Origin of the sequence: Paraburkholderia aromaticivorans, from assembly GCF_002278075.1 — a bacterium.
In the GTDB taxonomy this organism is placed as follows: domain Bacteria; phylum Pseudomonadota; class Gammaproteobacteria; order Burkholderiales; family Burkholderiaceae; genus Paraburkholderia; species Paraburkholderia aromaticivorans.
Window position 1 is genome coordinate 1,050,566 of sequence record NZ_CP022990.1, and the last position, 19,755, is coordinate 1,070,320.

Annotated in this window: 20 protein-coding genes; 6 read left to right on the forward strand and 14 right to left on the reverse strand. The window is 62.7% G+C overall.

Going from position 1 to position 19,755, the window contains the following annotated elements; all coding sequences use genetic code 11:
• Positions 1–20 precede the first annotated feature (20 nt).
• Both mhpA and CJU94_RS24450 read right to left on the reverse strand, forming a co-directional pair.
• On the reverse strand, positions 21–1,550 hold the full coding sequence (mhpA, locus tag CJU94_RS24445) for a bifunctional 3-(3-hydroxy-phenyl)propionate/3-hydroxycinnamic acid hydroxylase MhpA (RefSeq protein WP_095421240.1): 1,530 nt from the start codon (positions 1,548–1,550) through the stop codon (positions 21–23).
• A gap of 68 nt (positions 1,551–1,618) precedes the next feature.
• A complete protein-coding gene (locus CJU94_RS24450) occupies positions 1,619–2,470 on the reverse strand; it encodes a fumarylacetoacetate hydrolase family protein (protein WP_095421241.1) in 852 nt (283 codons plus the stop codon).
• 145 nt (positions 2,471–2,615) lie between these two features.
• On the opposite strand from CJU94_RS24450, the gene CJU94_RS24455 reads away from it, so the two are divergent.
• Complete coding sequence (locus CJU94_RS24455; RefSeq protein ID WP_095421242.1) at positions 2,616–3,182, forward strand: VOC family protein; 567 nt, start codon at positions 2,616–2,618, stop codon at positions 3,180–3,182.
• Positions 3,183–3,291: 109 nt separating this feature from the next.
• Here the strand turns inward: CJU94_RS24455 and CJU94_RS24460 are convergent, their stop codons facing one another.
• The 3 genes from CJU94_RS24460 to CJU94_RS24470 form a co-directional block, all read right to left on the reverse strand.
• Positions 3,292–4,047 carry an IclR family transcriptional regulator gene (locus CJU94_RS24460; RefSeq protein ID WP_095421243.1) on the reverse strand — a complete coding sequence of 252 codons (756 nt, stop codon included), beginning with the start codon at positions 4,045–4,047 and terminating at the stop codon, positions 3,292–3,294.
• Positions 4,048–4,089: 42 nt separating this feature from the next.
• Positions 4,090–4,422, reverse strand: coding sequence for a DUF2322 family protein (locus CJU94_RS24465; RefSeq protein ID WP_095421244.1), 333 nt, complete (start codon positions 4,420–4,422; stop codon positions 4,090–4,092).
• A gap of 84 nt (positions 4,423–4,506) precedes the next feature.
• A complete protein-coding gene (locus CJU94_RS24470) occupies positions 4,507–6,423 on the reverse strand; it encodes an SMP-30/gluconolactonase/LRE family protein (protein WP_095421245.1) in 1,917 nt (638 codons plus the stop codon).
• Between the two features lie 402 nt (positions 6,424–6,825).
• Between CJU94_RS24470 and CJU94_RS24475 the strand changes: the two genes are divergently transcribed.
• Positions 6,826–8,499: an FAD-dependent oxidoreductase gene (locus CJU94_RS24475; RefSeq protein WP_095421246.1), complete on the forward strand. Its 1,674-nt coding sequence runs from the start codon at positions 6,826–6,828 to the stop codon at positions 8,497–8,499.
• Positions 8,500–8,542: 43 nt separating this feature from the next.
• Here the strand turns inward: CJU94_RS24475 and CJU94_RS24480 are convergent, their stop codons facing one another.
• Genes CJU94_RS24480 through CJU94_RS24490 form a run of 4 tightly spaced genes read right to left on the reverse strand, consistent with a single transcriptional unit; the run spans position 8,543 to position 11,073 of the window.
• The gene (locus CJU94_RS24480) at positions 8,543–9,862 is read right to left on the reverse strand and encodes a sensor histidine kinase (RefSeq protein ID WP_095421247.1); all 1,320 of its coding nucleotides are present in this window, start codon (positions 9,860–9,862) and stop codon (positions 8,543–8,545) included.
• Positions 9,859–10,599, reverse strand: coding sequence for a response regulator (locus tag CJU94_RS24485; RefSeq protein WP_095422774.1), 741 nt, complete (start codon positions 10,597–10,599; stop codon positions 9,859–9,861). Before CJU94_RS24485 ends, CJU94_RS24480 begins: the two co-directional genes overlap by 4 nt.
• A gap of 7 nt (positions 10,600–10,606) precedes the next feature.
• Positions 10,607–10,729 (reverse strand): hypothetical protein, encoded by a 123-nt coding sequence (locus tag CJU94_RS42295; protein WP_279636658.1) that lies wholly within the window; start codon positions 10,727–10,729, stop codon positions 10,607–10,609.
• Positions 10,726–11,073: a GFA family protein gene (locus CJU94_RS24490; RefSeq protein ID WP_095421248.1), complete on the reverse strand. Its 348-nt coding sequence runs from the start codon at positions 11,071–11,073 to the stop codon at positions 10,726–10,728. Before CJU94_RS24490 ends, CJU94_RS42295 begins: the two co-directional genes overlap by 4 nt.
• A 209-nt stretch (positions 11,074–11,282) precedes the next feature.
• On the opposite strand from CJU94_RS24490, the gene CJU94_RS24495 reads away from it, so the two are divergent.
• The 3 genes from CJU94_RS24495 (at position 11,283) to CJU94_RS24505 (ending at position 13,576) form a co-directional block, all read left to right on the forward strand.
• Complete coding sequence (locus CJU94_RS24495) at positions 11,283–11,822, forward strand: thioredoxin family protein (protein WP_095421249.1); 540 nt, start codon at positions 11,283–11,285, stop codon at positions 11,820–11,822.
• Between the two features lie 206 nt (positions 11,823–12,028).
• The gene (locus CJU94_RS24500; protein WP_095421250.1) at positions 12,029–12,280 is read left to right on the forward strand and encodes a DUF4148 domain-containing protein; all 252 of its coding nucleotides are present in this window, start codon (positions 12,029–12,031) and stop codon (positions 12,278–12,280) included.
• A 192-nt stretch (positions 12,281–12,472) separates the two neighbouring features.
• Complete coding sequence (locus CJU94_RS24505) at positions 12,473–13,576, forward strand: linear amide C-N hydrolase (protein WP_208645406.1); 1,104 nt, start codon at positions 12,473–12,475, stop codon at positions 13,574–13,576.
• A 69-nt stretch (positions 13,577–13,645) separates the two neighbouring features.
• Here CJU94_RS24505 and CJU94_RS24510 read toward each other — a convergent pair whose 3' ends face one another.
• From CJU94_RS24510 to CJU94_RS24520, 3 genes are all read right to left on the reverse strand, one after another.
• Positions 13,646–14,347 carry an OmpA family protein gene (locus tag CJU94_RS24510; protein WP_095422776.1) on the reverse strand — a complete coding sequence of 234 codons (702 nt, stop codon included), beginning with the start codon at positions 14,345–14,347 and terminating at the stop codon, positions 13,646–13,648.
• A gap of 73 nt (positions 14,348–14,420) precedes the next feature.
• Positions 14,421–15,185, reverse strand: a complete 765-nt coding sequence (locus tag CJU94_RS24515) for a flagellar motor protein (RefSeq protein ID WP_095421251.1) — start codon at positions 15,183–15,185, stop codon at positions 14,421–14,423.
• A 72-nt stretch (positions 15,186–15,257) separates the two neighbouring features.
• Positions 15,258–16,502: a Crp/Fnr family transcriptional regulator gene (locus CJU94_RS24520; RefSeq protein WP_095421252.1), complete on the reverse strand. Its 1,245-nt coding sequence runs from the start codon at positions 16,500–16,502 to the stop codon at positions 15,258–15,260.
• Positions 16,503–17,236: 734 nt separating this feature from the next.
• On the opposite strand from CJU94_RS24520, the gene CJU94_RS24525 reads away from it, so the two are divergent.
• Positions 17,237–17,587 (forward strand): DUF4148 domain-containing protein, encoded by a 351-nt coding sequence (locus CJU94_RS24525; RefSeq protein ID WP_095421253.1) that lies wholly within the window; start codon positions 17,237–17,239, stop codon positions 17,585–17,587.
• A 190-nt stretch (positions 17,588–17,777) separates the two neighbouring features.
• Here CJU94_RS24525 and CJU94_RS24530 read toward each other — a convergent pair whose 3' ends face one another.
• Both CJU94_RS24530 and CJU94_RS24535 read right to left on the reverse strand, forming a co-directional pair.
• Positions 17,778–18,629 carry a carbohydrate ABC transporter permease gene (locus tag CJU94_RS24530; protein ID WP_095421254.1) on the reverse strand — a complete coding sequence of 284 codons (852 nt, stop codon included), beginning with the start codon at positions 18,627–18,629 and terminating at the stop codon, positions 17,778–17,780.
• A 10-nt stretch (positions 18,630–18,639) separates the two neighbouring features.
• Positions 18,640–19,614 carry a carbohydrate ABC transporter permease gene (locus tag CJU94_RS24535; protein WP_095421255.1) on the reverse strand — a complete coding sequence of 325 codons (975 nt, stop codon included), beginning with the start codon at positions 19,612–19,614 and terminating at the stop codon, positions 18,640–18,642.
• Positions 19,615–19,755 lie beyond the last annotated feature (141 nt).

A 19,755-nucleotide genomic window follows, 5' to 3' on the forward strand; every position in this document is an offset into this window, starting at 1 on the left:
GGTGACCGCCGGCGGCAGCTTCACGCGTGTTCGGTCTGCAAACCCGCGAACGCGCGTGACAGCAATGCGTGCACTGAGGCTTCGTCGTGAGCCACGCCGTGGATGTAGCGATCCGGCCTGATGAGCACGGCGCGCGCGCCGATTTCCGCGAACCACGCCCGGACCGCTGCGCCGCCATCGGCGATGAGCGCGATGTCGGTGAGCGCCGCGCGTTCGGCGAGGCCGGGATCCCCATGCAAGATTGACGGCGACACCACGAGCGCGAAGCGGTAGCCGACGGCGTCATCGAGCAGGCGTCCATCGGACAGGCGCGGCTGGGCGGCGATACTCCCTGCCAGCGGCTGAGCGGGGCCGAGATGCGCGCCCTCGCCGAGCCTCGGTTGCGGCGTCACGAAATGGCGGATCGCCCGGGTCGTTTCGCCGCCCGCGGCATCGGGACCGGCCGGCGGCGAAGGCGTCGTCTGGATCACCGCGCCGAGTTGCACGGCGGTCTCGATGAATTCGCGCACATGCGGCGAGCGTTCCGATTCGTAGCTATCGAGCAGCGCGCCGTCCGCTTCGCCGCGAATCACCGCGGCGAGTTTCCACGCAAGGTTGCTCGCGTCGCGAATGCCGGCCGCCATGCCCTGCCCCATGAACGGCGGCGTCTGATGCGCGGCGTCGCCGGCGAGCAGGAGACGCTCGTTGCGCCAACCTTTGGCCACCACCGAATGAAACGTGTAGACCGCTGAGCGTTCGAGCGTCGCATCGGCCGGGCTCACCCAGCGAGCGAGCTTGTCCCATAGCCACTCGGGCGACGACAGCTTCGACGGATCGTCGCCCGGCATGACCATCAGCTCCCAGCGGCGGCGATTGTTCGGTCCGCGCGTATAGGTGCCCGGCCGCTCGGGGTCGCAGTATTGAATCGAGTAGTCGCCCAGATCGGGGCGCGGTGTGTCGAGCAGCACATCGACGACGACCCAGCGCTCGTGCGACTTGAGATCGTCCAGTTCGGTGCCCATGAAGCGACGCACGATGGAGCGCGCGCCGTCGCAGCCCACCACGTAGCGCGCCGTGGCTCGTCCGAGCTTGCCCGTGCGGGTGTCTTCGAAGCGAAGCGCGACCCCGTTGGCGGTCTGATCGAGCGCGAAGGCTTCGTGCCGCAGACGGACGTCGATCTGCGGCTGGTTCGCGAGCTGCGCGCGCAGTGCGCGTTCGAGATCGGGCTGGTGAAACTTGTAGCTCGCGCACCAGCCGAGCGGGCCGACGCCGGTAGGCCGCTGCCAGTCGATCAGCAACTGGCCGGCCGCGTCGACGAACTTCATGCCGGGTCCGACGAACAGGTTCGGCAGCAAGGTATCCGCGAGACCGATCGTCTGGAAGACGCGCATGCATTCGGCGTCGAAATGCACCGCACGCGGCAGCGCGAAGATGTCCTGGTCCCGTTCGAGCACCAGCACGCGCAAGCCGTCGAGCGCGAGCAGGTTGGCGAGCGTGGCGCCGGTCGGGCCCAGGCCGATCACGGCGACATCGTAGTCGCACGCATCAGGGTTGGGGATTGGCTGTGACATGAGTATCTGCCTTCAATGAGGGGCCGGCGCGGCGGTGCGAACACGCGGGCGCGCCGGCCGAACGCGCGTCAGGCCTCGTCGGCGACCGGGTTGGACAGAATGCCGACGCGGTCCACTTCGACCTCGACCACGTCGCCCGCTTTCATGAAGAGCGGCGGATTACGCTTGGCGCCCACCCCGCCCGGCGTGCCGGTCACGATCACATCGCCGGGTGCGAGCGGCGTGAACGTGGACAGATAGGCGATCTGTCTGGCGATGCCGTGAATCAGCATGTCCGTCGTCGCGCGCTGCACTTGCTGGCCGTTCAGGCGCGTGGTGAGCGTCATCGTGGCGTTGGGCGCGATCTCGTCGCTCGTCACCATCCACGGACCGAATGCGCCGGTGCGATAGAAATTCTTGCCCGGCCCCCACTGACCGGTGTGACGCTGCCAGTCGCGAATCGAGCCGTCGTTGTAGCAGGCGTAGCCCGCGATGTGATCCCACGCGTTCTGCTCGGCAATGCGCCGGCCGCCTTTGCCGATGATCACGGCGATCTCCCCTTCATAGTCGAATTGCGTCGACTCGGGCGGCCGCAGCATCGGCTGGCCGGCGCCGACCTGCGAGGACGGCACGCGCATGAAGATCACCGGGTTCTCGGTCGTCTCGCGGTTGGTCTCTTTCACATGCTCCGCGTAGTTCAAGCCCACGCAGAAAATCTGCCCGGGGTTCGGAATGACCGGCAGGAGCGCCACCTCGGCGAGCGGATAGTCGCTCGCGCCGCTTGTCGCGACGCGGCGGGCTTCGTCGAATGCATCGGCGGCGATCAGTGACTTCAGATCGGCGAAGCGCCCGTTCAGCCGCTTGCCGAGATCGATCACCTGGTGATCGCGGACGATGCCGAAGGACGGCCCTTCATGAGTGGAAAAGCTGGCGAGTTTCATGTTGCTCCATGGATAAAAGGAAACGCTTGTCTTGAAAAATTCCGCGTTTTATTTGCTGAATTTATCGTTATTTGAGAATACACTGATAAAAACGCAGTCTACAAGACACTTTTTATCAGGGTTTATCATTACCAGGGAGGAAGACATGACCTCGACCAAGACCGGGCGCCCCGGCCTGTCGCTTAGCCACATGGGCTTTTACGTGAACGACATGCCACGGGTCGAAGACTTCTACACACGCGTGCTGGAGTTCACCGTGACCGACCGCGGCAGTCTGTCGACGCCGCATGGCGACGTACGGCTCGTGTTCCTGAGCCGGGATCCGGCCGTGCATCATCAGATCGTGCTGGCGAGCGGCCGGCCCGCGCATCTCGCGTTCAATCCGATCAACCAGATCTCATTCGAGGCCGACAGCCTGGCGACGCTGAAGCGCTTCTACCGGCGTTTCATCGAAGAGGACGCGAAGGAGATCACGCCGGTCACGCACGGCAACGCGATCTCGTTCTACGCACGAGATCCGGAGGGAAACCGGCTGGAGTTGTTTATCGACACGCCGTGGTACGTGGATCAGCCCATGCGCGTAGCGGTGGATTTCTCGCTGCCGGATGCGCAACTGATGGAATCGGTGGAACGGCATGCGCGCGGCTTGCCGGGCTTTCGCCCGCGTGCGCAGTGGGAAGCGGAGATGGCCGCGCGCATGGGCATCGCCTGAGCGGTCGCGCAGTAGCGTGAAGGCGGCCTTGGCGACGGACGAGCCGCCGTGGCGATCCACGACCAAGCCGCGCGCGCTGCCGCTAGCGCGGCTCGAACACCGGCAGCGCTCAGCCGGAAATGAGGGCGCGCGTGCGCTGGGACGTGCGGGCGGCGGCTTCGCGAATCAGCTCGACGAGCCGTTCCAGATTCACGAACTCGAGCCGCGGCGTGGGCACGATCAGGGCGAGCGAACCGACGGCTTCGCCTTGATCGTCGGTGAAAAGCGGAGCGGCGATGGCCGAGACGCCTGCTTCCAGTTCGCCTTTCGACAGATAGAAGCCTGCCCGGCGGATCTTATGCAAGGCGGAGCGGAAGTCTTCGAACGTCGGACCCAGGCCGCTCGTTGCGATGTCGGCGGCATGCCGCTCGAACAGCAGCGCGAGCTTCGCCTTCGGGAAAGTCGAGAGAATGGCCTTCGGCGCCGCGCCAAGAAAGAGCGGCCGGGGACGTCCGCGCCCATAGCGCAGATCGAGCTTTGAATCGAGACTCTCGCGATGCGTATCCACCAGCTCGTCACCGTACCAGCGCGACATCACCACGTCGAAGCCGGAGTGCTCGCTCAATTCGCGCATGATGGGTTGCCCCACCTTCAGCAGCGGATCGGACATGCGCAGGTTGTAGTCGAGCTTGATGATGCGCGGACCGAGTCCATATTCGCCACCCGTGAAGCGCACCAGCATGCCGGACTCGACCAGCTCACGCACATAGCGGTAGGCGGTGGGAATCGAGCAGTCGAGTTCGGCAGCCACTTCTTCCGCGGAAAGAAAGGGGCGTCCTTCGGAAAAGAGTTCGAGTATGGAGAGAAGCTTGGCGATGCTCGACATCGAAGAGATTTCTTTCCGGGTGGGGTGGCGAAATTATAGCCTTCAGCCCGCGGCGACGACGTCGATACGCAAGGCTTCACCGCCTGCCGCGATCGCGAGCAGGATATCGACGTTCGGGTGCGCGCCGGGGCGGTTGCGCGCATCGGCCGTATGCTCGGCGAACACCGCGAGACCGTGCCCGGCCGCCTTGGCGTCGAGCGTGTCGAAGGTCTGCTGCAGATAGTTGTACACCGCGAGCGAGCCTTGCTTACCCGGCTTGTTCTCGATGCTCGCCACCACGGCGCCCTTGCCGTCGACCAGGTCGATGCGCGCGATGCCCTCGATGCCGGGCATCTGCGCGAGGTTGTCCGTGAATACGTTGCTCGGTTGAATCATTGAAACCACTCCTTCTGTTCGGAAAATGACAGCGCGGGCCGTATCTTATCCGATGGGTGTCGTTCAATCACCGAGCCACCGCCGTCACGGCGTCCAGCGATACACCACGACGCTGGAGCCGTTGTAGTTGTCCTTGGTGATCACGTACTCGCCCGCGGCTCGGAGATAGGCCCGCAGACCGTACATCGAATCGACGTCGTTACCGACATCCAGACTTGCCGGATTCGAATTGGTCAGCGTGGTGACGAGTTGGCCGGTGGTGAGATTGAAGGCGTCGATATTCGGCACCGTATGCACATAACCGACGAACAGATAATTGCCCGCCGCCGTGATCGACTTGGGATTGGCGCTGGTGAGATTGATCACCGGGTCGGGCCGCGTGGTGTTGCCCGCGCTCCAGCCGTGATACACCTCGATGCGCGACTGCATGGCCGTCCAGTCCCAGCTTCCGGCAATCCCTTGCGCGAGAATCATGGTGTCGCTCTCCGCGAGGTAGATGATGCGCGTGAGCGGCCGGATGCTCTGCGGAATGGAGAGGGTGACCGCCGGACCCCATGAAGGTTTTCCGTTGCCGTCGAAGCCGGTCAGCGGATAGTGGTAAATGTGATTCGTGCGGTCGAGGCCGGCCCACACGTCGCCCCGGCTGTCGATGCAAAACCCGCCCGTGACCTGACGGTCCGTATTGAACGCCGTGCCGGGAATCGACGCGTCCGGTATCGCGATGTAGCCGCTCGCCGGGTTGAAATGGAAAAAGTTGAAGACGCCGGGGTTCTGTCCGGACGCCACCAGAATCCGGTTGCCGCCCACCGTGACTAACTGGCCGAAGTGCTGGCCGCGCTGCGTGTCGTTCATGTTCAGGCGTGGATCGGACGGATAGGCGAACGGATCGACCGTGTTCGCGACGAACGTGCCGCCCGCCGTGCCGGTGTGAATCTGGGTGCCGCTGTAGAAGTAGGCGCCGTCGGTCGACGGGTCCGGGGCCGCGACCGCCTCGAAGTTCAGCGACTGCAGCTTCCATTCGAGATTGCCGGCGGTGTCGTATGCGTGAAGGTCGGTCGCGCCGTTGCGCCCGAGATCCCAGCCGCCGCCCCACGGGTTGTTCAGCACGTACAGGTTGCCGGCGGCGTCCCTGCCGATGCCGACCACGCGCGTGAAGCGCTTGTCGCCCACCTGCCCTTTGATGCCGCTGGTGGTGTCGAGATAACCGCCCTGAATGCCGAAGGTGCCGACAAGCGTCGGCGTGCCCGTAATGGTGTAGCGCTTGATGTTCATATCCGGCCCCTGGTCGCCCACCATCAGTTGCCCGGACGCTGCATCGAAATAAAGCGCGGACGGCCGCGACGCGGACGGCATCTGAATCGTGTTCAGTAATGCGCCTGCCGCACTGAATTCGACGATCGCGCCCGCGCTCTGCTGCGCGACCCAGAGATTACCGGCGCCATCCAACGCCAGCGCGCCGGGACCGGATATCTTGATGTCCTGCTGCCAGACGCCGTCGGTCGTGAAGACCCGCACGCGATTGCCGAAGAAGTCGCTCGCATACAGCAGCGAGCCCGCGGTCGCGAGGCCGGTGATCACATCCGCATGCGGGATGCCCGTCCACACGCTGACGGGAATGATCAGGTCGCGCGTTTGCGTGGCCCGGTTGTAGCGCCCCACCGAGCCGCTGCCGAACGACTTGTTGTACTGCAATGCTGCGAAGATCGACGTGGCATTGCCGGTAATGGCGCTGCCCTGAAAGTCGGCATGCGTTCCGATCGAACCGATGCTCTGGCCATTTCGATAGATCGCGACGCCGCCCTCGTTTTCGTCCCACAGTGAAGCGGTGTAGATGACGCCTTCAGGCGCGACCCACATCGAGCGTGCTGTGTTGCCCACGTGCGCGGCGAGGGTGCCGAACGTGTTTGCCAGCCAGTCTGTGGTGTATTGCGCCTGGCATGTCTGCGCGAACGTGACAATCAGCGCGCAAAGGAAGGCGGCACTGATTCGGTGCTTGACCATGTGTGATGCTCTCCGGAAAACCATTCGCGGACAATTTACATCGCCAGATGTGACAGAGGTCATTAATGTGACGCTATATTCATGAGGAAACGGGACAATCCATGCAGCGCGAATATAAATAAAGAAAAGAAATTCGCGGGGGGATTTTTTTTGTCATCGGGACACGACTTGACAACGTGAAAAGTGCGAGCGGCGTCATCGCGGTGATCGTTTTGCCGATGCGCGCCGCGAGCAGGACACTCCTCTTTTCCGCACTTTACCGGGCGCGGAACTCGGGCGCACAATCTCCGCGGATAGTGCGCCGCGCCGTCGTTTCCGGTGGTGCAGTCTGTTTGCGCAGGCGCGCTATCCGGCGGCAAGCTCACCACGGTCGCAATGCGCGTCCTCTATTCGGAACATCCAATGGGCAATCAATCGTCAAGCAGACTTGAAGACCTGGTGGCGGGCGGCAGCCGTCATCATCAGATTTTCCCGAGGCTCGATGAAGATCAGTTCGCGGTGCTGGAGCGCTACGGCGAACGCCGCCGCCTGAAAGCGGGCGACATCCTGTTCTCCGAAGGAGACCGGCACATTCCCATGTTCACCATCGTCTCCGGCACGATCGAGGTGACGCGAGGCGCGGGAGAGAAGCGCCATGTGCTGGGCGAGCACGGCCCCGGCAGCTTTACCGGCGAGGTGGGCACGCTGGCGGGCCGCGGCGCGGTCTCGACGGCGCGCGCCACCCGCGATTGCGAAGTGATCGTGATCGACGAGGAGTCGCTGCGGGCGCTCGTTGTCGCGGAGGCGCAGCTGAGCGAAACGATCATGCGCGCGTATATTTTGCGGCGCGTCGCGTTCATTCAGGATCAGCACGGAGGGCTTCTGGTCATCGGCAGCTCGGCGTCCTGGGCCACGCTCGCTCTGCGGCATTTCTTGAGCCGCAATGCTCAGCCTTTCGCTTACTTCGATATCGTCGAGCACGAGGCCGCCAGCGCGCTTCTCGAGCGTTATGACGCGACCGAAGCGGACATCCCGGTGATCATCACGCAGCAAGGCACCGTGCTCAAGCAGCCGACCAACCGGGCGGTGGCCGATGCGATCGGCCTGAGCCCCGACCGGTTGAACGGCGAGCGCTTCGACGTGGTCGTGGTCGGCGCGGGACCGGCCGGCCTCGCGGCCGCGGTCTACGCGGCGTCCGAAGGACTACGGGTCGCGGTTCTCGACACCAAGGCGCCCGGCGGCCAGGCGGGCACCAGCTCGAAGATCGAAAACTACTTCGGATTCCCGACCGGCATTTCGGGGCAAGCGCTCGCCGGCCGCGGCCTGTCCCAATGCCGGAAATTCGGCGCCGAAGTCGGCGTGCCTATTGAAGTGCTCGGTATCGAATGCGATGACGCGTCCCGGTTTCACCTGCGCCTCAACTATGACGAGCACGTGTACGCGAGCGCGGTCGTGATCGCTACCGGCGCGCGCTATCGGAAACCGCTGTTGCCGCGCCTCGAACAATTCGAAGGCCGCGGAATCTACTACAGCGCAACGTTCATGGAAGCCGCGTTCTGCAACAACGAAGAACTGGTTATCGTGGGCGGCGGCAATTCAGCCGGCCAGGCCGCCGTGTTTCTCTCGGGATTCGCGCGGCACGTTCATATCGCGATTCGCGGCGACGGACTCCACGCGAGCATGTCGAACTATCTGATCAGACGGATCGAAGCGACGGCGAACATCACCGTTCATGTGCGCACGCAGATTGTCGAACTGAACGGCGCGACACAACTCGAATCGATCAAATGGGACACTCAGGGATACCTCGAGGAGAAACCGATCCGCCACGTGTTCCTGTTTCTCGGTGCGCAACCCAGTACCGCCTGGCTCGGCGATTGCGTCGCGCTCGACAAGCACGGCTTCGTGCTGACGGGCCCCGATGCGCTCCACCAATGGTCGTCCGAGCGACCGCCGCATTATCTGGAGACGAGCCGGCCCGGCATTTTCGCCGTGGGCGACGTTCGCAGCGGCTCGGTGAAGCGCGTGGCGGCCGCCGTTGGCGAAGGCGCCGCGGCGATCCAGTCGCTTCATCAATATCTGGCGCTCGATCGCTGAGGTCCGGCCGCCGGCGCGCGGTGATACGCAAAGGCGGACATTTTCAGCGCGGAGGGCTCAACGTCAGGCGCGCTTCCAGGCCGCCGCCGGGCCGGTTATGCAGCGACAGCGTCGCATCCATCGCCATGGCAAGCTGCCGCGCGATGGCAAGGCCCAGCCCCGTGCCGCCCGTATCGCGATTGCGCGATGCTTCGAGCCGGTAGAACGGCTCGAACACCGCTTCCAGCGACTGCGCCGGTATGCCGGGACCGCGGTCGAGCACCGCGATCTGCGTCTGCCCACCTGCCAACACGCTCGCGGTGATCTCGGCGGCGCCGCCGAATTTCAGCGCGTTGTCCACCAGGTTGCCGAGTATGCGGCGCAACGCCTGCGGACGCGTCATCAGCGAGACGCCGAGCCGTCCCTGCAGACTCACCGCCTGGCCGGCGTCCACATAGTCACACACGAGGCTGTCGAGCAGCGCGTCCGGGTCGACGCGGCGCGGCACTTCAGTCGCGCCATGCAGCGTGCGCGCGTACGTCACGCCTTCCTTCACCAGGCTTTCCATCTCATGCAGATCCTGACGCAGCTTCGCGCCCTGCTCGTCGTCGTCCATCACATCGACGCGCAGCCGCATCCGCGTGATCGGCGTTTGCAGGTCGTGTGAAATCGCCGCCAGGATCTGCATGCGTTCGGTCATGTAGGTGGCGATGCGGTCCTGCATCGCGTTGAATGCGCGCGCGGCGCGCGACACTTCCGACGGGCCGTCTTCCGGCAGACGCGCCGCCTTCAGGTCGGGGCCGAGCGTATCCGCGGCGACGGCCAATTGATGCAGCGGGCGCGTGGCGAGCCGCACCGCCAGCCAGCAGCACGCGACCAGCACCGCCAGTTGCAACGCGAGCACGAGCGGCAGCCAGCGCGATAGCGGCGCGCCCGGCATGGGGCGCAGGTCGATCGTCAGCGGCGTGCCGTCGCTCAGCCGCAGATGAACCTGCAGGCGCTCGTTGTCGCCGGGGACCGCATTCACCGTCAGCGGATAGCGAGTGCCGATGCCGTCCGCGATGGACTGCGCCACGCGCGCGGACAGACGCGCATCCACCGGTCCGCCGGTCATGCCGGGCCCGAGGATGAACTCGTAGCTGCGCCGCGCAAGCCGCGGCAGCCACTGCACGCGTTCGTTGGGCGGCAAATGATCGAGCAGCGCCACCGAGCTGCTCACTTCACGCTCGATATAGCCCATCATCACGTTGGTCATGGTCTGGTCGCGTTCGGTCAGCGTGAGCCAGAACGACAGCGTCTGCGCCAGCGCAAGGCCGACGAAAAGAATCAGCGCGAGCCGCGCGAACAGCGTGCGCGGCCAGTGCAACCATGACCCACGGCTCATTGCAGATCCTCGATGGCGGTCACCGCCGCGGAAAACACATAGCCCTCGCTGCGCAGCGTCTTGATGTAGCGCGGCTCGCGCGCGACGTCGCGCAAGCGCTGGCGCAAGCGGCTCACCATCAGGTCGATCGACCGGTCGAACTGATCGGCCTGGCGACCTTGCGTGAGATTGAGCAGTTGATCGCGCGTCAGCACCCGCTGCGGATGATCGAGAAACACGCGCAGCAAGCGGTACTCGGCGCCGCTCAGCGCCACCATGGTGCCCTCGGCGTCGAGCAGATGGCGCGCGGTGGTGTCGAGCCGCCAGTCGCCGAAGGCGAGCATCGGTGCCGATTCCGTGACCTGCATGCCGGGCGGCAGCATGCGCGCGCGGCGCAGCACGGCGCGAATGCGTGCAAGCAATTCACGCACGGCGAAGGGCTTGGGCAGGTAGTCGTCGGCGCCCATTTCCAGGCCGACGATGCGGTCGGCTTCCTCGTTGCGCGCAGTCAGCATCACCACCGGCACTGCACGGAATTTGCCCGCGCGCAACTCGCGGCACAGCACCAGACCATCCTCGCCGGGCATCATCAGGTCGAGCACGATCAGATCGGGCGCGCCCTGCTCCAGCGCCGCGCGCATCTGCCGTCCGTTCGCCGCGAGCGAGACGCGCATGCCGTTCTTCTCCAGATAGCCGGCGAGCAGTTCGCGGATGCCGCGGTCGTCGTCGACGATCAGCACGTGGTCGATGGGTTCTATCAATGAATCATCTCCGTTGGCGTTTTAGCTGCGTCCGGCCCGTGCACAACAGCGAACAGTTCACCGGATGCGCCAGTTCGGCGGCGAGGCCGCCGGAAACGAACACAAGGATCGCGAGCAGGCGTTTCATGCGTCCTCCAGCACGGACAGGCTGGCGCCGTCGGCCACCGAGGCTTCCAGGCAACCGATGTTCACGCGCCACTGCAGCGGGTCTTTGCGGGTCTGATGAAACGGATAAATACCACAGTGCTTGCAGAAATAGTGCCGCGCCACCCGCGTGTTGAATTGATAGAGGGTCAGCGCGTCTTCGCCGCTCAGAATCTTCAACTGGCTTGCCGGAAACAGCGGCGTCATCAATGCGCCCTTGCGCCGGCACAGGCTGCAGTTGCAGCGGCCGGCCGGGACGATCGGGGTGCGAACTTCGAATCTGACGGTCCCGCAGTGGCAGGAGCCTTGCAGCAAGTCGGCGCTCATGGTGCTCTCCGTGATGGGCAATGCCTGCTTTATAGCCTGGTGCGCACGGCGATTTGTGTCGCAGTGTATCTGGACGGCGGGCGGATACACAACATTGCACTCGCGCGGTTTGGGCGACACAAGCCGGATACCTGCGCACGCTCCAATACGGACATTCGCGGCTCAAGCGCGAATTGCCGTTCCTTGCCTCTTCCTGAAAGGACTCTGACATGCTCTGCCGACCCAAGCTCAAAACCCTCGCCGCCGTCACGGTGATTGCCGCCGCAACCGCGGGCAGTATCGCCGCCGCCGCGGATCCGCTCGAAAGCCATGTGCCCGCGCCCGAATTCACCGGCATTGCGAATTGGCTCAACAGCGCCCCGCTGACGCTGCGGCAACTGCGCGGCAAGGTGGTGCTGGTCGATTTCTGGACTTATACCTGCGTCAATTGCGTCAACACGCTGCCCTACGTGAAGAGCTGGCATCAGAAATACAAAGACCAGGGGCTGACGGTGATCGGCGTGCATACGCCGGAGTACCCGTTCGAGCGCGACACCGGCAACGTCGAGTCGGCGCTCAAACGCTTCGGCATCACATACCCGGTCGCTCAGGACAACCGCTATGCGACGTGGACCGCTTACGAGAATCAATACTGGCCGGCGTTCTATCTGATCGATAGAAAAGGACAGATCGTCTACACGCATTTCGGCGAAGGCGCCTATGCGCAGACGGAAGCGAAGATTCAGGCCTTGCTCGCGCAAAAAGAGTAGTCCGACTTTGTATCGAACCGTATCCGTGGATGGCGGCGATACATAACATTGCAAATCGCCGCTTTCTCGACACATGCCAGATACGCCCGCACGGTTCAATACGTCAACGCCGCCTCAATGAAGCTATCGGATCCGGCAAGCCCCGGTCTCTGCCCTTGCACTCCGATTTGCGGGCGTCTCTTATCCAGCCGTTCAAGGAGAACGACATGAAAGTTTCGATGATCGCTTTGACTTTGGCTGCGTGCGTGGCCGGAAGTGTTGCTCACGCCGCGGTGCTGCCGGCTCCCGCTGCCGACGCGAATTCCTCGCAGAGCGCACCGGTCGGGCAGCCGCAATGGTCCGCAAACGCCGCCGGCGTCGCGCCGAAAACGCGGGCCCAGGTTCGCCATGAACTCGTGCAAGCCGAGAACGACGGTCAGCTTGCCAATCTGAACCGGTCGCTCTATTCGGGCGGTTGAGCACGTGCCTCGCGCGGACGTCACGAGGTTCGCCTACGTTCCTCGTGACGCAATCGCCTTGTGATCCGCTGCGTCGGTCAGCGGACCGGCCGCAGGTTGAGCATCGCTCGACGAATCCGCTATTCTCTCCCTGGCGGCAACCCAAGCCGCCTCGAAATGGCCAATCCAAGGGCCCGTTTCAAGGAGATCGTCATGTCCCGTGTGCTTCGCATGTTCCGGTATGCCGTGGCCGGATCGGTCCTCGCCGCTTTTGCCGCATTCGCCTCGTCGCTCGCCAACGGCTGCACGCGCGCGCTCTATGTGGGCGATGACGGCACCGTGATGACCGGGCGCTCGATGGACTGGTCTGAAGACATGCGGTCGAATCTCTGGGTCTTTCCCGCCGGGATCGAACGTGACGGCGCAGCGGGACCGCGCACGCCGCACTGGACTTCGAAATACGGCAGCGTGGTCGTATCCGGCTACGAAATTGGCAGCGTCGACGGCATGAACGAGCGCGGCCTCGTGACCAACGTGCTCTATTTGACCGAAACCGATTACGGCAAACCTGACGCGTCGCGCCCGCCCTTGTCGATCAGCCTGTGGGCGCAGTACGCCCTCGATAATTTCGCCACGGTGGCCGAGGCGGTCGACGCGCTCGGCCGCGAGCCCTTCCAGATCATTGCCCCGCCCTTGCCCAACGGCAAACCGTTGACGTTGCATCTCGCGCTTTCGGATTCGCAGGGCGATTCGGCCATTCTCGAATATCTCGACGGCAAGCTCGTGATCCATCACGGCAAGGCATTCAAGATCATGACCAATTCGCCTATCTATAGCGAACAGCTTGCTCTCGACACCTACTGGAAAGGCGTTGGCGGTCTCACCTTCCTGCCGGGCACGAATCGCGCGGCGGATCGTTTCGTGCGCGCATCGTTTCTGATGGATGCCATTCCGAAGCGCCTCGATCCCAACTATATTGCCGGCGTGCCCCAGCAATCGTATGCGTTTCAGGCGGCCGCCGGCGTGATGAGCGTGATGCGCGCCGTCAGTGTGCCGCTCGGTATCACGACGCCGGGCCAGCCGAATATCTCATCGACGATCTGGCGCACCGTGTCCGACCAGAAGAATCTCGTGTATTACTTCGATTCGTCGACGCGGCCCGATACGTTCTGGGTGCCGCTGCACAGGTTGAATCTGAAACCGGGCGCGCCCGTGATGAAGCTGACCATCGACGCCGGCCAGGTAGTGTCGGGTGATGCATCGGGTTCTTTCGTGCCGACGCCTTCGTTCAAGTTCATGCCCGCGAAGGCGCCGTGAAAGCGGGTGTGAAGTGAACCGTCACGCGGCCCGAGGCTCCCGCTGCTCTGGCGCGCACGCACGCACAGCTCAGTACTCGACGAGAATGGTCACGCGCCGGTTCGCGGCGCGCGCTGCCGTGTCGTCACCGATAATCAAGGGGAAATTGTCGGCGCGGCCAATCGCGGCCATTCTGTGCGCCTCGATACCTTTGTCCGCGAAGAAGCGCACCACCGCGCCTGCCCGTGCGGAAGATAGCTCCCAATTGGATTCGTACTTGGCCGTCGAGATGGGCACACTGTCCGTGTGGCCTTCCACGAGGATGTTGTTCTTCGACCGGTCGCGCAGCACGCGGGCAATCTGGTTCAACACCTCGAACGATTCCGGCAATAGACGCGCATCGCCCGAGTTGAACAGAATCTTCGCGTTGATGGCGACTTCAACGCCCTGCGCGGCGTTCGAAATCGTAATCTGGCGGTTGTCCTGAAGCGGCTCCAGCAGAGCCAGCAACCGCTGCTTCGAGGTATCGGGCGCGGGCGCCGATGCATTGGACGATGGGATGCTGCCCGCGGATGCCGCTGCTGTCACTGCGTGCCGCTCCAGCGCCTTGATTTCCAGCTCCCTCGTTTTTGCCAACTGAAGCACATAAAGCGCAAGGAACAACACCATCAGCGTGGTGATGAGGTCGGCGTAGGAAATCAGCCAGCGTCCGGACTGCTCCTCGCCTTCGTCGGCGGCGTCATAGCCGGTCTTATCCGCCGTGAGGCGCTTGTTACCCGAGGAGGTGTTCATATCCGAAAGGTTTGCGTTCGAAATCACGTGCGCTTCGCGCCATGCCTCCTGCTAACGGCGTGGCCCAGTCCGGCTAGCCCAGCAACTCGGCGGATCTTTCCCGCACGTCGCCCGCGAGCCGCGTTTCGATTGTGTGAGGCGACTCCTTGCGCGAGATCGCGAGCAAGCCGTCGAGATATAAACGCCTGAAGCGCAGTTCGCTGTCCACCTGCGCCCTGATCTTTCCGTACAACGGCAGAAAGACCAGATTCGCCAGAGCAAGGCCGTAGAGTGTCGCAACGAAAGCCATTGCAATACCTTGTCCGAGTTGCGCGGGTTCGAGCATATGGCCGGTCACCTGAATCAGACCGAGCACCGCGCCCAGAATGCCGAACGTCGGCGCATAGCCGCCCGCCTGTTGCCAGATCCGCGCCGCCGCCATGTGATTGCGCTCATAGGCAACCAGTTCCCGTTGCAATGCGTCTTCGAGCACCGCCGTTGATACGCCATTGGCCAGCAACTCCAGACCTCTTTGCGCAAACGGATTGATGCCGCCCGCCCCGATCGATTCGAACACCAGCATGCCGTTGAGCTTGGCCTGATCACCCCACTCGAGCAGGATGGCGAGGCTCTCACGATCGACCTGCCTCGCCTTCACAAACGCGAGGCGAAGTTGCTTCAAGCCGTCATAAAACCTCGCCCAGGTATTCTGGATCATCACCGCGCCGAAGGTGCCGCCAAGAACGATGACGAGCGCCTCCAACTGAAACAGCGAGGTGAAGTGGCCACCCTCGAGCGAGAAGCCCGCGACGATCGCCGTTACGCCGAACAAGGCGCCAAATAGCGTCAAAAGATCCATACATCCTCTCGAATGGCCACCCGGACCATCGAATTCCTAAGTCGATAATGCCTGGCGCCGGCGAATTGCGCGTCAGACATCCAGATTGGAAAGCGGCGCAGCCGTGGCAACCGGCGCCTTGATCGCTCGCACGGTCTCGAGAAAACGCTCTTCGATTTCGGCAATTTCGAGCGGATCGATCTTGATCTCACGACGCATGACCCAAGAGACCTCCTTCTTTCTCGCTTCGGTCATCACGGAGAGCAGGCGTTCGGCGACCGGCTGCCCGGTCAGCGCGGAAAGCAGTTTCGCGAGGTCGTAGGTGTCGAACGCGCTCACCGCTTCGAACAACGTGCGCTGGTCGACAAACTCCAGATCGTCGAGCGACTTCAGGTCATTCAAACCGCGCGTACTGCGCCGCGAAAAATAGCTGATGCCCTTTTCCTCGACATAGTTCAACACCCTGGTCTTGCGAAACGCAAAGATATCTTCCGCAATCTCCGAGTGCGACAGTTTGTTGAGAATCACCTTCTTCTCGACACCGATCAACGCCTCCAGATCGTTCAGTTCGATCAGCTCCAGTTCGCTGCTAATGGAGAGATCGAGATCGTGGTCCGCCACCTGTTGGGCACGCTCGATGATTCGCACCGGATCGAACGTGACCAGTTGCCGGCTCGTCGCGCCGTCCTGCGCGGAATAGCGCGCCGACGTATTGCTCACGCGATCGGAGCGGCCGGGTTCCAGCGAAACGAGATTGAGCTTCTCCATCCGTTTGAGCATGGCCATCACATGCGGACGCGAATGACCGGCAATCGCATGGCATTTCTTGACCACTTCCGGCAACGGCACCGAGAATTCCTCGCCTTGCGCGCGGCGCAGACGGCCGTCGAATCTGTCGACGTTCTCGCTTCCCGCCATCAACGAAAGAACGTGAGCGTAGGAGACCACGCCCGGCAGAAAGTCGGCATGCGTATTGGTGGCGAGGACGTCGTCCTTCTTTTTCACCCGCCGGATCAGCGTGCGGACGATATGGCGCAGCAACGGCGACACGCGCGCGAGTTCCTCCTCCACCACATCCGCCGCGACGACGGTCAATTGACAGAAGCTCAGTGCTTTGGCTGTATGCGCTCGTGGTTCGGGCGGCAACAAAGCCGCCTCGCCGAAAAACTCGCCTTTGCCCAGTGTGGCGAGAATCACTTTCTTCTCGTCGCACTGTGTGGAGATTTCGACTTTGCCGTCTGCAATAACGTAGACGACGGCGTCGCCCGCGAAGCCTTCGGAATAGATGACTTCGCCCGGAGCCGCAGTGCGCGACCATGGCGATCGTTGGTGATTCAAGATTCATTCCCCCGAATGGGCAAATCCCCGGTTAGCGCACGCCATGTCGCAGGCTCGCGCTTGTCCGATGGTCCAGATTATTTGACTGGATATCGACATGAAAAACGCAAAACTTTAATAAATGTAATCGTCAGACCTTATGGCGAAAACGTCTGGCGGCCCTCTGGTCGAGGCTTTCCGCGATGCCGGTCGTTTTCCGGCGACGCCTGCGCGGAGCGATTCCGGCATCGGTGGCGGCAGCAACCGTCGAACACTCTCGCTTCTCGATGTTCAGGAAAATGTAAGAAACACATCCGATGCTTTTCCGCGAAAAAATTTTGGAATAAGCGGAAACCCGATGTGTTTGCCCTTACGTAGACAGCAGCAAACATGACATCGCGACTCATCAAACAAGTCGATGCGCGATGCTCCGGTTGCAAGTGGGACAGGTTGGCAAGTTGGTAGGTTGGTAGGTTGGCAAAGACGTAGCTTCACTCGAACCGCAAGGTATTTACAATTTCCTTCTATTTAGGCATCCAAAATGAAAAGCAAACTTTCACTCATCCTCTCGCTGATCGTTCTCGCTTCGGCAGGCGTTGTGACACAGGCTTCGGCCAAAGAACACGTTCACACGAACACCCAGCAGTGTGTCGGTCCCGCAGGTTTCTGCACTCCGTATTTCGGCAGCTAAATACGCACCGTTTCCAGGCAATCGTTGCCCGTCAATTCAACTCATTCACGAAGGAATCTTTATCATGAAAAAAGCTCTTGTTTGCTTCGCTCTCGCCGCCGGCGCGTTGGCCGCCCCTGTTCTGAGCTTCGCGCAATCGAATGCGCCGGTCACGCGCGCCGAAGTGCGCGCCGACCTGGTGCGCCTCGAACAGGCAGGCTACAACCCCTCGCTTGCGGACGACGCTGACTATCCCGCCTCGATTCAGGCAGCCGAAGCGAAGGTCGCGGCGCAGGACGCAGCGCAAACCACGCAGTCGTCGTATGGTGGCATGACGCAGGATGGCAACACCTCGTCCGGCACGCGCACACACATGCCGGCCAGTTCGAGTTGCGTCGGCCCAGTGAGTTTCTGCAACATCTTCTTCGGCAATTAAATGACGCGCATCGGGAATCCTGTCTCACCTTCCGTCTCGACAGGATTCCTACTTTTTATAATGACGACGACAGGCGCGCGTTTTCTCTCATGGATGCAGTGCGGATGCTGTCACGCGGTGGTGAAAGACAGGCTGGCACGGCGAAACCGCGCGCGCGAGGCGACCTTTCCCGCACCCAACCGCAGCCGCTTCATCCCTTCGTCGCCCCGAACGTCAAGCCGGCCACGAAATGCTTCTGCATCGCGAAGAACATCGCCACCGAAGGCAATGCCGCGAGAATCGATCCCGCTGAAACAAGATTCCATGCCGTGGTCCATTGCCCTTTCAATGCGGCCACGCCCACGGTGATCGGCGCGGCATCGTCGCCTTGCGTCAGACACAGCGCCCAGAAATAGTCGTTCCAGACAAACGTGAACACGAGAATCGCCAATGCCGCGAGTGCCGGCCGGATCAACGGCAGCACGATCCTGAAGAACACGGCCCACTCGTTCGCGCCCTCGATGCGCGCCGCCTCGACCAGTTCGAACGGCAACTGCTTGATGAAGTTGCGCAGAAACAGCGCGCAGAATCCCGTTTGAAACGACACGTGAAAGAGAATCAGTGCGCTGACGGTATTGAACAGGCCGAGTTGCAAGGACAAATCCCGCACCGGGATCATCAGCACCTGCACGGGCACGAAATTTCCCGCCACGAACGTGGCGAACAAGGTCGAATTGCCGCGAAACCGGTAGATGGCCAGAGCAAATCCGGCCATCGCGGCCAATGCAATCGACCCCACCACCGCAGGCACCGTAATCAGTACGCTGTTCCAGAAGTAATGCAACATTGGCGACGTGGTCAGGGCCTCGCGGTAGTTATCGAACATCGCGAAGTGCTTCGGCCATCCCCAGTAGTTGCCCTCGCTCAGTTCCTCCGACGAGCGCACAGACGTGACCAGCACCGCGATCATCGGCAGCAGCCAGATCAGCAGTGCGACAGGCAGCGTCAGTTTGTACATGCGGCGAGTGGCCGGCTTCCATTTGTCGATGGGAACGGGAAACATGGTCGGCTCCTTATTGCTCGGCGCGCAGCATCCGCCGCAAGTGATAAACGATGTACACGAGCATGATGGCGAACAGCACGACCGCCACCGCCGCCGAATATCCAATGCGGTAGTACTTGATCGCCTGGTCGTACATGTAATACGCGAGCACGGTCGAACTTTCGAATGGACCGCCGCCCGTCATCACCGAGATCAGATCGAAACTGCGCAGCGCGCCGATGATGGTCACGACGATCGCCATGAACGTGGTGGGCCGCAGTTGCGGCAGGATCACGTGCCACAGCATGGACCAGCCACGTGCCCCCTCCATGCGCGCTGCCTCGATCTGTTCGGCGTTCAGCGAAGTCAGGCCGGTCAGATAGAGAATCATGCAATAAGCGGTTTGCGGCCACAGCGCCGCGAACACGATCCCGAGGGTCGCGTAGCGCGGGTCGCCGAGCACCGGCACGCCGTGGCCGAGAATCAGCGCGAGCAGGCCGAAGGTCGGGTCGTAAAACCACGAGAAGATCAAGCCGACCACCACGCCCGACAACACGAACGGCGCGAAGAACAGCGACTTGACGATGCGGATGCCGGCCACCGCCTGGTTCAGATACAACGCGACGGCCAGTCCCATTGGCGGAGCGAGCAGGAACAGCAGCAGCCAGATGAGGTTGTTCTTGAGCGCCGTGTAGAACGTCTGCGCATGGAACAGTTCCACGTAGTTCGCGAGACCGATGAACGACGGCTCGCTCATTCCGTCCCAGTTGAAAAAGCTCAGGCGGATGGTCGACAGGATCGGCCAGACCACGTAGATGGCCACCATCACGCAGGCGGGCGCAAGGAACAGAAAGGCGGCGCGCCGCTGCCGGCGCGCGGTGGGCGACGGCCGGCGCCGCCGCCCACCGGCGGGCCGGCCGCGCAACGCGCCGCCCGGCGTGGGCAAGCCCGGACCGCCGGGTTCAGCAGGACCGCCGACGGAGCGGCGGGTGACGGAATGCGACACGATGATTCTCCTGTCGACCCGAGTTAGCGCTTTAGCGCTTACTCGGGTCCCATGCAAAGCTGTCGACCCGAGTCAGTGCTTCAGCGCTTACTCGGGTCCCATGCAAAGCTGTCGACCAGAGTCAGTGCTTTAGCCCTCGCC

Coding starts and splice junctions, on each gene's coding strand:
- mhpA (WP_095421240.1), bottom strand. CDS start 1,550: ATGTCACAGCCAATCCCCAACCCTGATGCGTGCGACTACGATGTCGCC.
- CJU94_RS24450 (WP_095421241.1), bottom strand. CDS start 2,470: ATGAAACTCGCCAGCTTTTCCACTCATGAAGGGCCGTCCTTCGGCATC.
- CJU94_RS24455 (WP_095421242.1), top strand. CDS start 2,616: ATGACCTCGACCAAGACCGGGCGCCCCGGCCTGTCGCTTAGCCACATG.
- CJU94_RS24460 (WP_095421243.1), bottom strand. CDS start 4,047: ATGTCGAGCATCGCCAAGCTTCTCTCCATACTCGAACTCTTTTCCGAA.
- CJU94_RS24465 (WP_095421244.1), bottom strand. CDS start 4,422: ATGATTCAACCGAGCAACGTATTCACGGACAACCTCGCGCAGATGCCC.
- CJU94_RS24470 (WP_095421245.1), bottom strand. CDS start 6,423: ATGGTCAAGCACCGAATCAGTGCCGCCTTCCTTTGCGCGCTGATTGTC.
- CJU94_RS24475 (WP_095421246.1), top strand. CDS start 6,826: ATGGGCAATCAATCGTCAAGCAGACTTGAAGACCTGGTGGCGGGCGGC.
- CJU94_RS24480 (WP_095421247.1), bottom strand. CDS start 9,862: ATGAGCCGTGGGTCATGGTTGCACTGGCCGCGCACGCTGTTCGCGCGG.
- CJU94_RS42295 (WP_279636658.1), bottom strand. CDS start 10,729: ATGAAACGCCTGCTCGCGATCCTTGTGTTCGTTTCCGGCGGCCTCGCC.
- CJU94_RS24490 (WP_095421248.1), bottom strand. CDS start 11,073: ATGAGCGCCGACTTGCTGCAAGGCTCCTGCCACTGCGGGACCGTCAGA.
- CJU94_RS24495 (WP_095421249.1), top strand. CDS start 11,283: ATGCTCTGCCGACCCAAGCTCAAAACCCTCGCCGCCGTCACGGTGATT.
- CJU94_RS24500 (WP_095421250.1), top strand. CDS start 12,029: ATGAAAGTTTCGATGATCGCTTTGACTTTGGCTGCGTGCGTGGCCGGA.
- CJU94_RS24505 (WP_208645406.1), top strand. CDS start 12,473: ATGTCCCGTGTGCTTCGCATGTTCCGGTATGCCGTGGCCGGATCGGTC.
- CJU94_RS24510 (WP_095422776.1), bottom strand. CDS start 14,347: ATGAACACCTCCTCGGGTAACAAGCGCCTCACGGCGGATAAGACCGGC.
- CJU94_RS24515 (WP_095421251.1), bottom strand. CDS start 15,185: ATGGATCTTTTGACGCTATTTGGCGCCTTGTTCGGCGTAACGGCGATC.
- CJU94_RS24525 (WP_095421253.1), top strand. CDS start 17,237: ATGAAAAAAGCTCTTGTTTGCTTCGCTCTCGCCGCCGGCGCGTTGGCC.
- CJU94_RS24530 (WP_095421254.1), bottom strand. CDS start 18,629: ATGTTTCCCGTTCCCATCGACAAATGGAAGCCGGCCACTCGCCGCATG.